An 11,573-nucleotide genomic window follows, 5' to 3' on the forward strand; every position below is an offset into this window, starting at 1 on the left:
CTGTTCATCGATTTCAATTTGAACGAAAAACATTGTCCATTCTCAACTTAGCCTATGATTATTGTCGAAGAAGTACAGAACGAAAAACAGAAAAAGGACTTTTTAGAATTCCCCGCCCAACTTTACCGGCACGACAAAAACTATATAAGACCCCGAAATCAGGACATCGAAGAGGTTTTTGATCCTAAAAAAAACAAATCTTTCAAAGAAGGATCATGTGCCCGATTTCTATTTAAGAACAAACAGAATGAAACGGTAGGAAAAGTGGCTGTTTTCATCTCAGCCCTTTACGAACAGAACCAGCCTACAGGAGGAATTGGTTTTTTCGACTGTATCAATAATCAGAAAACCGCTGATTTTATTTTCGATCACTGCAAGATGTGGCTTCAGGAAAGAGGCATGGAAGCCATGGACGGCCCGATTAATTTTGGAGAACGGGATAAATTCTGGGGACTTTTAACGGAAGGTTTTGCTGAACCTCTCTTTGGAATGAATTATAATTTTTCTTATTACAAAGATCTGTTTGAAAATTACGGTTTCAAAATGTATTTCGAACAACTTTGTTTTTCCAGACCCATTTTTGCAGAAGTTTCAAGGATTTTCACGCTTATGCATACCAAGCACAGCAGAAATCCGGCGATCTCTGCAAGACCGATGAAAAAGAATGATCTGCCTAAATTCGCTAAAGATTTTACGGAAATTTATAATCAGGCATGGGCCTGTCATGGAGAAGGCAAACAGCTGGAGGAAACAAAAGTTCTGAAAATGTTTAACACGATGAAACCTATCATCAATGAACATATTTCGTGGTTTGTGTACGAAAATGAAAAACCTATTGCGATGTGGATGAATCTTCCGGATGTGAACCAGTGGTTCAAATATCTGAACGGCCGATTTGGGATTGTGGAAAAACTCAAGTTTTTGTGGATAAAACAATTCACAAAGAATGAGAAAATGGTTGGTCTGGTTTTCGGCGTTATTCCGGAATGGCAAAAGAAAGGGATTGATGGGTATATGATCTGGGAAGGGACGCAGCACCTGAGAAAACATACGGATTTCAAAACGACAGAACTTCAGTGGATCGGAGATTTTAATCCTAAAATGATAAAAATTGCAGAAAGTCTTGATACGACTGTGACCAGAAAACTGGCTACATACCGGTATTTATTTGACCGCACTAAAGAATTTGAAAGACATCCTATCCTTTAAATAAAAAACCCTGCCATTGAATGACAGGGCTCCTTTCATTAGATACTCTATTAGAATAGCTCTCCAGCTACTTTTTTAATATTATCACTTTTCCCCATGGAGTAAAAGTGCAGCACAGGAACTCCGAAATCCAACAGTTCTCTGCATTGGTTAATGGCCCATTCTACACCGATCTGTTTTACGGCTTCGTTGTTTTTGGCTTTTTCCACTTCATTGATCAGCTCTTCCGGAAGATCGATTTTGAATATTTGCGGAAGAATTTTTAAATGCTTTTTGGTTGCAATAGGTTTAATACCCGGGATAATAGGTACTGTAATCCCCATTTCTCTTGCCTTTGTCACAAATTCAATAAACCTTTTATTGTCAAAAAACATTTGCGTTACAATATAATCTGCTCCGGCATCTACTTTTTGCTTTAACCATTTCAGATCATAATTCATGGAAGGTGCCTCCATATGCTTTTCAGGGTAGCCGGCTACTCCAACACAGAATTTGTTGAGTTCATCACAGGCTTCCTGATCATTATGAAGATATTTTCCTCTTCCTAAATCATTAATCTGGTGAACGAGATCCATGGCACTGGGGTGACCTCCCGGCGTTGGTTCGAAGTATTGATGTCCTTTCATCGCATCACCTCTCAAAGCCATTATATTTTCTATTCCCAGATACATACAGTCTACGAGAAGGTATTCTGTTTCTTCTTTGGTAAAACCTCCGCAAAGAAGGTGAGGAACAGTATCTACATTATATTTATGCTGGATTGCAGAACAAATTCCTAAGGTTCCGGGACGCATTCTGGTGATACGACGTTCCATTAACCCGTTCCCTTTATCAAGATAAATATATTCTTCTCTGGAAGTAGTTACATCAATAAAAGGTGGCTTAAACTCCATGAGCGGATCTATATTGGTATACAGATCTTCAATTCCGATTCCCTTCTGGGGCGGAACCACCTCCAGGGAGAATAAGGTCTTGCCGTTGGCGTTCTTAATGTGTTCAGTGATCTTCATTAATCTTTTTTAGTTTTCTTTTTTATAAAATCTATGATGTAATTAACAATTTCCGTTGTTACTTCATTGTAAATTAGGGCTTCATCATAATCATATGAGTACATTTTTGAATATTCAGTAGAGTTAAAAATAGAATCATTTATTTGCAATTCATATTTAACAGTCCTTTTCTTTATAGTTATAACTAAAAAAAGTTTCAGATTAAATTCATCTTTAATGTGATCATTAAAAGATATAAGTACATCCAACTCTTCGCCTAACAATAATGTATTATCATTTTTTATATTATCAGTTAAAGATTTATAGTCATCAATAGAAAATCTTAAATCAGAAAATGAATAATAAGACTCTTGAAAAAGACTCTCAAACTTATTTAATTTAGGTAACAAATAATTTAGTAAATTGATTACATACTTTTGAACTATAGAATCTTGATTTTTTTCTAAATCTAAACTATTAGAAGAATTAATTTGAGATTTTACAAATAACTCAATTTCTTTATCCAAATCATCCACTTCATTAATATTCTCGCCATTAATTGCCTTTTGCATAGTTTCAAAACTGTGAGCTATATTTTCAGCGAATAAATTCACCAAATCTTCATAAATTCCATTATCCGCAATATTCAATGTAGAATAGTACTGAATCTTATCTTTGTTTTTGATAACAATGACAGGATAATTATGTTTCAGTAAAATAAAGTTGCTTAAGATTCTCGCTAATCTTCCGTTACCATCATCAAAAGGATGAATGGATGTAAACTTATGATGGAAAATTGCGGAAATTACTACCGGATGAAGGTTTTCTTTTTCAGCATCTTTATACCATTGCAAAAGATTGTTCATTTCAAAAATCACATCTTCGGGATTTGTGTAATAATGTATATCCCCTGAAACCGTTTTCACATGATTAGGCGATGTTTTGTATTGTCCGATTTTTATTTCTTTCTGAAATTCAACACCTTCAGGAGAAACAGTCTTTGAAAGGTAGGGTTCTACTAAAATAATTTTATGTAAATCTTTTATATCATTTTCAGAAAGTGGACGGTCTTCTTTAATCAGCTGTAGCATAAATTCTATAGCTTCATTATGTCCTTTGATATCCAAATGATCTTTAAAAGGCTTTCCTTTTGCTGTTAATCCGAAATTTAGAAAAGCAACAGTTTCTCCATAGCTTAATTGATTACCTTCTATTGCATTTGAATTGTAATTCCAGTCTAATTTTAATTTTTGAAAAATCTTATTCTCCAATTCCTTAGAGAATGGGCGATGGGAATCTATTGACTTTTTCTGCTTATCAATTGTCTTTATTCCGTCTAATTTTTCTAATATTTTGATATTTTTCATGATGCTATTTTATTTACAAAAATAGATTTTAATCTGCTAAATTGGGTGATAACCATTTTCTGGCTTCCTGAAGCGTACATCCTCTCCTTTTTGCATAATCCTTAAGCTGATCTTCTGTAATTTTTCCGAGACCGAAATATTTTGCGTGCGGGCTGCCGAAATAATATCCGGAAACTGCTGCTGTCGGAAACATGGCAAGGCTTTCTGTAAGGAATACACCTGTATTTTCTTCTACTTTTAATAGATCCCAGATGGTTTTCTTTTCCAAATGATCAGGACATGCCGGATACCCCGGTGCAGGACGGACTCCTTTATATTTTTCGGCGATAAGGTCTTCGTTGCTCAGATTTTCCTGATTGGCATAACCCCAATATTCCGTTCTTACTTTTTTGTGTAAAAATTCAGCGTAGGCTTCTGCGAATCTGTCGGCAAGGGCTTTTACCATGATGGCATTATAGTCATCATTAGCTTTTTCATATTCATCCGAAAGTTCATCTGTTCCGAATCCGGTACAGACACAAAAAGCCCCAACATAATCAGTTTTTCCTGAACTCTGTGGTGCTATAAAATCACTTAACGCTAAATATTCTTTGCCTTTTGATCTCTGGGCCTGCTGTCTTAAGGTCAAAAACTTAGCCTGCTCTTCATTATTTTCGTTAAAGATTAAAATATCATCAGTCTCATTTGAATTCGCTTTGAAAATTCCGAAGATGGCTTTTGCCTTCAGTAATTTCTCATCAAGAATTCTCTTTAAAATAACCTGTGCATCTTTAAACAATTCTTTAGCCTGAGCTCCCACGACCTCATCTTCCAGGATATTCGGGTATTTCCCGTGCAGATCCCAGCTTCTGAAGAACGGAGACCAGTCGATAAACGGAAGCAATTCTCTCAGATCCTGATCTTCCAGTACGGTTACGCCTAAATTATTCGGCGTAAAGATCTCTTCATTTTCCCAATCAATACTGAAGTGACTTTCTCTTGCTTCCTGAATGGTAACATAATCTTTGTCAACTTGTCTGTTTAAAAATTTTTCTCTGAAATCAGAATAATCACTTTTTAAATCATCCACATATTCTTTATTTCTGTCACCTAAGAGCGAACTCACTACATTCACAGCTCTGGAAGCATCATTCACGTGAACGACTGCATTTTTATATTTTAAATCAATTTTCACAGCGGTATGTGCTTTTGAAGTCGTTGCACCACCGATCAATAATGGAAAATTGAGATTTTGTCTTTCTAATTCAGAAGCAATGTATACCATTTCGTCAAGACTTGGCGTAATCAATCCGCTCAAACCAATGACATCAACCTTATGTTCTATGGCAGCCTGAATAATTTTTTCAGCTGGAACCATTACTCCAAGATCAACGATTTCGTAGTTATTACAACCCAAAACAACACTCACAATATTTTTTCCGATATCATGAACGTCACCTTTTACTGTGGCCATCAGAATTTTTCCATTGGCTGGTCTCGCGCCGTCTTTTTCATCCTCAATAAAGGGTTGTAGGTAAGCAACGGCTTTCTTCATTACCCTCGCGGATTTTACAACCTGTGGAAGGAACATTTTTCCGCTGCCGAAAAGATCTCCGACAACGCCCATTCCGGTCATCAGGTTAATTTCAATGACATGAAGCGGTCTCGCTGCCTGTTGTCTCGCTTCTTCTACATCTTCTTCAATAAAACGGTCGATTCCTTTAACCAAAGCATGGGTAATTCTATCCTGCAAAGGTCTTGTACGCCATTCTAAATCTTCAACGATTTCTTTCTTGACAGATTTATGCTTCTCGGAATAATCAAGAAGTCTTTCTGTAGCGTCTTCTCTCTTATCAAGGATTACATCTTCTACAAGACCTAAAAGTTCTTTGTTGATCTCATCATACACTTCCAGCATGGAAGGATTGACGATCCCGATATTCATTCCGGCCTGAATGGCGTGGTAAAGGAATACGGAGTGCATCGCTTCTCTCACGGTATCATTTCCACGGAAGGAGAAGGAAACATTACTTACTCCACCACTTACTGAGGCATAAGGAAGGTTCTGTCTTACCCATCTTGTAGCTTCAATAAAATCAATGGCATTTCTTCTGTGCTCATCCATCCCCGTTGCTACAGGGAAAATATTTAAGTCGAAAATAATATCTTCTGCCGGAAAACCAACTTGATTTACCAATATATCATACGACCGTTTTGAAATCTCAAGCCTGCGATCGTAATTGTCTGCCTGACCATCTTCATCAAAGGCCATCACAATCACAGCAGCACCATATCTTTTAACTGCTTTGGCCTGCTTGATGAATTCTTCTTCACCCCCTTTTAAACTAATGGAATTAACCACACATTTACCCTGTGCTACCTGAAGTCCAGCTTCAAGAATCTCCCATTTGGACGAGTCTATCATCACCGGAATCCTTGCAATATCCGGTTCTGAGGCAATTAAATTCAGGAATTTGATCATTGATGCTTTTCCATCGATTAATCCGTCATCGAAGTTGACATCAAGGATCTGCGCGCCACCGTCTACCTGATTTCGGGCAATATCAAGTGCTTCAGAGAATTTCTCCTCTTTTATCAGTCTTAAAAACTTTTTGGAACCGGCAACGTTTGTCCTTTCACCAACATTGATGAAATTACTTTCCGGCGTTATGATAAGAGGCTCAAGGCCTGATAATCTTAAATATTTCATTAATTTTTTATTCTGCTCAATTATAATAGTCCTGTTTGTGTTCTGTCCCGGCAGATCAATAGCTCTGCTTCAAGTTGTAAACAGCGGAAACTTTTTATAAACCAGCTTCTATTTCTTGTTTTAATTTAAAACTCCCTGATTATACAAACTCTTTCGTTTTTCTTGGCGGATATTGTGCGACCAAGTCTGAAATGGCTTTGATATGATCCGGAGTTGTACCACAGCATCCACCGATAATATTGATCAATCCTTTCTCCACATATTCTTTGATCTGTCTGGCCATATCTTCCGGTGTCTCGTCATATTTCCCGAAAGCATTCGGAAGTCCCGCATTCGGGTAAGCGGAAACATAAAATTCTGAATTGTGAGCCAGGGTTTCCAGATAAGGAGTAAGCTGATCTGCACCTAAAGCACAGTTAAATCCTACGCTTAACAAATTCAGGTGTGAAACAGAGATCAGAAAAGCTTCTGCAGTTTGTCCACTCAACGTTCTTCCTGAAGCATCGGTAATGGTTCCTGAAACCATGATCGGAATTTTTATATTTCTTTCATCCTGAAGTTCATCAATAGCAAACAGAGCCGCTTTTGCATTCAAGGTATCGAAAATGGTTTCTACCAAAAGAATATCTGAACCTCCATCCAGTAAAGCTTCACACTGCTGTTTGTAAGCCACTCTCAATTCTTCAAAAGTGATTGCTCTGTATCCCGGATCATTAACGTCAGGGCTTAAACTTGCCGTTCTGTTAGTAGGTCCGATGGAGCCTGCCACAAATCTTGGTTTATCCGGATTTTGAGCGGTAAATTCATCACATACTTTTCTGGCAATTTTTGCAGACTCGTAGTTCAACTCATACACCAGTTCTTCCATGTGATAATCTGCCATCGCAATGGTAGTTCCCGAAAATGTATTGGTTTCTAGAATGTCTGCTCCTGCTTCCAGATATTTCCTGTGAACTTCTTCAATGGCCTGAGGTTGTGTCAGGGAAAGAAGGTCATTATTTCCTTTTACCGGATGTTCCCAGTTTTTGAAACGCTCACCACGGTAATCTTCTTCCTCGAATTTGTAACGCTGAAGCATGGTTCCCATTGCACCATCGAGAATTAAAATTCTCTCGGATATTGCTTTATATAATTGTTCTGAATTTTTCATATGTTTTTTGTTATGATAAATAGGACGATGTCCTATCCTTTGTTAAATCGTCCCGTTGGGACTCTTTGATTTATTTCAAACAAATAATCTGAACTCTCTTGAATTAATCTAGGGCTTGTTTCAGATCTGCAATGATGTCATCTATATATTCCAGACCTACGGAACAACGGACAAGACCTGCTGTAATGCCTACTTCATTTCTTTCATCCTCAGTCAGTTTTGAATGGGTTGTGGATGCAGGATGTGTCACGATCGTTCTTGTGTCTCCCAAATTGGCAGAAAGGGAACACATTTTTATTTTGTCCAGGAAGTTTCTTCCGCCCTCTATTCCACCTTTAATTTCAAAGGCTACGATATTTCCACCCAGTTTCATCTGCTTTTTCGCAACTTCATAACTCGGATGTGATTTTAAAAACGGATATTTCACCAATTCTACATTCGGGTGGCTTTCTAAAAATTCAGCAACCTTCAAAGCATTCTCACAATGTTTTTCCACACGGATAGCCAATGTTTCCAGACTCTTTGATAAAACCCATGCATTGAAAGGTGACATCGCGGGTCCTGTATTTCTTGCAAAAAGATAAATTTCTCTGATCAGGTCCTCTTTTCCTACGGCTACACCGCCCAGTACTCTTCCCTGTCCGTCAATTAATTTCGTTGCAGAATGTACAACAACATCTGCACCATATTTTATCGGTTGCTGCAGATAAGGTGTTGCAAAACAGTTATCTACAATAAAGATAAGATTATGCTTTTTCGCGATCTTTCCGAAAAACTCTAGATCCAGAATTTCAATAGCCGGATTGGTAGGTGTTTCAAGGTATAAGATCTTGGTGTTAGGTTTAATATATTGTTCAACATTCTCCGCATCCTCAGCTTTGAAATAGGTTGTTTCGATATTCCATTTCGGGAAATACTTCGTAAATAAGGTATGGGTAGAACCGAAAACCGACTGGCAACTTACGATATGATCGCCCGCATCCAATAAAGTGGCAAAAGTAGAATAAATAGCCGCCATTCCTGTTGCAAATGCATATCCTGCTTCTGCACCTTCCATTTTTACAATCTTATCTGTGAATTCCGTTACATTCGGATTTGAAAAACGGCTGTACAGGTTTTTAGATTTTTCTTCGGCAAAGCTCGCTCTCATATCTTCCGCATCCTGAAAAATAAAGCTGGATGTAAGATATAATGGAGTGGAATGTTCGTCAAACTGCGTTCTTTCAGTCTGGGTTCTTATTGCGGAGGTTTCAAAATTTTCCATATAGTTAATATAAAATGTACCAATATATCAGTATACCAATCTACCAATGAAATTCTCCATTGAATTAAGAATGACAGTTGTATTAATATTTATTGGTAAACTGTTACACTGATACATTGTTAAATTATTTTTTATTTAGTTTCACTTACTCTTAAGATATCGCCGAAAACGCCTCTCGCTGTTACCTGAGCTCCGGCTCCGGCTCCCATGATCACAATTGGGTTTTCACCGTAGCTTTCTGTGTAGATTTCAAAGATAGAATCTGAACCTTTCAGCTGACCTAAGGCAGAACTTCCCGGTACAGAAACCAGTTTCACATCAAGCTGACCTTTTTCTTTCTGAAGATCTCCATGAAGATCCCCTACATAACGAAGCACGTGACCCGGCTCCTGCCCTTCTTTGATTTTCTTATATTCCTCATCCAGCTCATCCAATCTTGAGATAAATTCATTTTTATCTACGGCTAAAAGATCTTCAGGAATTAAATTCTGAATATTGATATCCTGGAATTCATTGATCAGGTCCAATTCTCTGGCAAGGATCAGAAGTTTTCTTGCTACATCGTTTCCAGAAAGGTCTTCACGTGGATCCGGTTCTGTATATCCTTTTTCCATTGCTTCCCCGATGATGGTTGAAAACTTGTCGTTTCTTACCGAGAAATTATTGAAGATATAACTCAATGAACCGGAGAACACCCCTTTGATTCTGGTAATATTCTCTCCTGAAAGGTGTAATAATTTGATGGTATCAATTAACGGCAGTCCCGCTCCTACATTGGTTTCATATAGATAACGTCTGTTGTTTTTACTCAACGTATATCTTAGTTTACGGTATTCTTCTATCGGAAGGGTATTGAAAATCTTGTTAGAAGAAACAAGGTCAAAACCATTTTCAGCCAGGGCGTGATAGTTTTTCACAAAATCCTTGCTCGCCGTGTTGTCTACTACGATCAGGTTTTCCAACTGATTTTCTTTTGAGAAATTGATCAGTTCTTCAACATTTGACGGATGTTCTGCTGTTAAAATCTCATCATTCCAGTCTGCATTAAAACCTTTTTTATTGAAAGCAATTTTTCTTGAATTGGCTACTGCCACTACTTTCAGGTCTATCTTTTTACGTCTTTTAATCTCTTCTGAAGACTGTAGAACCTGCTCTATTAAAGTCTTTCCTACATTTCCGTGACCAATGATGGCCAGATGAACAGTCTTAGGCTTTTTGAAAATTTCAGATTCGATAACATTCTTTGTCTTTTCATCCTGGGAGGAGGTCACTACAATATTGACTCTGTTTTCTCCTGAAACCTGGTTTAATAAAAGTGGAAAAACATTGTTTCTTGCTAGTTCCGTTAAAACTTTATTGAAATCTTCCGCTACGAATCCAAGTACGGAAACATTATTGATGCTATAAATCTGTGACACTTTTCCTGATTTTCTTTCTGCTTCAAATTCGTCAATCAGGCAGGAAACTGCTTTTTCTGCGTCAGCCTCATTGACCAGAATAGAAAGACCATTTTCAATAGCCTGCTGGGAAATTACTCCTACACTGATTCGCGCTAAGGTAAGCGCCTTAAAAATTCTTCCATCGATTCCTATTTCCCCTAAGAAATCTTCTCCTTCAAACTTGATGATTGATCTGTTTTTTAAAAACTTTATTTCGTTCGCATTTTTCATCTGTTCTATACTTTTTGTTTGTTATTATCAGATGGAGTTTCACTTTCGCTTCCTTTCATTCTGAAAATATTGTTGATGATATTATTTAATTGTTCGTATTCCATTAAGAAGGCATCGTGCCCGTGAATTGACTGTATTTCATGATAGAAAACCTCTTTATTTTTCTCTTTCAGCTGTTCAAAGCACATTCGAATTTCTGAAGCAGGGAAAAATAAATCTGTATCTACAGCGATCAGGTGCATTCGTGCGCTGATCTTTTCCAGCTGGTTTTCATAGGTATTGATATTCATCAGGAGATGGTTCATCAGCTTGTAAGATTTTAAACTAAATCTATCGTTTAATGAATTTCCATGATAAACGAGCCAGTCTTCTGACTCCAATCGTTTGTTTTCCTGATGGTATCTATTTTGAAATCTGTCGTTTAGGGACTGTGGAGTTCTGTAGCACAACATGGCGTGTATTCTCGCTTTCTGCAGGGGTTCATCGTTTCCATTTAATAGAAATTTCTGAACCAGACATTGTGCGTGAAGCCAGTCGTGCGTTCTGAAGTCGCAGGCAATCGGGATGAAAATCTCTGCAAGCTCTGGCTTCTTGGCAAGCATTTCCCAGGCGATTCCTCCTCCGAGAGAGCCTCCAATAATGGCATATATATTTTTGATATGTAAAGCTTCAAGGCCTTTCAGAAATATTTCAGCAATATCTGAAGGGATGAAGTCTTCGTAGTCGTCAATTAAAAAATGATCAAATCCGTTTCCGGGAATATTGAAACAGAGAACTGTGTACTGATTCGTATCAATCACCTGATTTTCACCAATCAAATGCTTCCACCACCCTTTTTCTCCGGAAACATTTGAATTTCCGGTTAAGGCATGATTGATCAATATAATGGGTGCTGTAAACAGGTCTTTCCCGAAGATCTGATAAGTCAACGGGATATGGTATTCCTTTTGGGAATAAGTCTGATACGAAAGATTTATATAGTTTAGTTCTGTTTTCAATTCTATTATTATTTTAATACAATTGAAAATGCCACAGGAAATGGCTGAAAAGAACTTCAGTAAGTTATCTGTCCAAAATAAATTGGTAGAACGTAGCACCTTCTCTGCTTGCACAAAGGGTTGCTAAGGTTTCATAGGGTCTAATCCCTCAACCTTTCTTGATAACATTTTCAATATTTGAATGAACGCTCTGCAAAGATATGTCTTTTCTTTTAAATTTTAAAAGAAAAAATATTT

8 protein-coding genes and 1 riboswitch are annotated in these 11,573 nt (G+C 37.5%); of the genes, 1 reads left to right on the forward strand and 7 read right to left on the reverse strand.

Annotated elements, in window-relative coordinates; all coding sequences use genetic code 11:
• Positions 1–54: 54 nt before the first annotated feature.
• Positions 55–1,209, forward strand: coding sequence for a hypothetical protein (locus N0B48_RS13765; protein ID WP_259839360.1), 1,155 nt, complete (start codon positions 55–57; stop codon positions 1,207–1,209).
• Between the two features lie 50 nt (positions 1,210–1,259).
• Here N0B48_RS13765 and metF read toward each other — a convergent pair whose 3' ends face one another.
• The 7 genes from metF to N0B48_RS13800 all read right to left on the reverse strand — a co-directional run bounded on the left by metF (position 1,260) and on the right by N0B48_RS13800 (position 11,336).
• Complete coding sequence (metF, locus tag N0B48_RS13770) at positions 1,260–2,219, reverse strand: methylenetetrahydrofolate reductase [NAD(P)H] (RefSeq protein WP_259839361.1); 960 nt, start codon at positions 2,217–2,219, stop codon at positions 1,260–1,262.
• Complete coding sequence (locus N0B48_RS13775; protein WP_259839362.1) at positions 2,219–3,565, reverse strand: Fic family protein; 1,347 nt, start codon at positions 3,563–3,565, stop codon at positions 2,219–2,221. Before N0B48_RS13775 ends, metF begins: the two co-directional genes overlap by 1 nt.
• Positions 3,566–3,593: 28 nt before the next feature.
• Positions 3,594–6,275, reverse strand: coding sequence for a methionine synthase (metH, locus tag N0B48_RS13780; RefSeq protein WP_259839643.1), 2,682 nt, complete (start codon positions 6,273–6,275; stop codon positions 3,594–3,596).
• A gap of 118 nt (positions 6,276–6,393) precedes the next feature.
• Complete coding sequence (locus N0B48_RS13785) at positions 6,394–7,404, reverse strand: homocysteine S-methyltransferase family protein (protein WP_259839363.1); 1,011 nt, start codon at positions 7,402–7,404, stop codon at positions 6,394–6,396.
• 103 nt (positions 7,405–7,507) lie between these two features.
• Positions 7,508–8,668 (reverse strand): O-succinylhomoserine sulfhydrylase, encoded by a 1,161-nt coding sequence (locus tag N0B48_RS13790; protein ID WP_259839364.1) that lies wholly within the window; start codon positions 8,666–8,668, stop codon positions 7,508–7,510.
• Between the two features lie 131 nt (positions 8,669–8,799).
• Positions 8,800–10,338: an ACT domain-containing protein gene (locus tag N0B48_RS13795; RefSeq protein ID WP_259839366.1), complete on the reverse strand. Its 1,539-nt coding sequence runs from the start codon at positions 10,336–10,338 to the stop codon at positions 8,800–8,802.
• A 5-nt stretch (positions 10,339–10,343) separates the two neighbouring features.
• Positions 10,344–11,336 (reverse strand): alpha/beta fold hydrolase, encoded by a 993-nt coding sequence (locus N0B48_RS13800; protein ID WP_259839367.1) that lies wholly within the window; start codon positions 11,334–11,336, stop codon positions 10,344–10,346.
• A 61-nt stretch (positions 11,337–11,397) separates the two neighbouring features.
• A riboswitch (SAM riboswitch) is annotated at positions 11,398–11,504 on the reverse strand.
• Between the last annotated feature and the right edge of the window lie 69 nt (positions 11,505–11,573).

Origin of the sequence: Chryseobacterium herbae (genome assembly GCF_025154075.1) — a bacterium.
GTDB lineage: Bacteria > Bacteroidota > Bacteroidia > Flavobacteriales > Weeksellaceae > Chryseobacterium > Chryseobacterium herbae.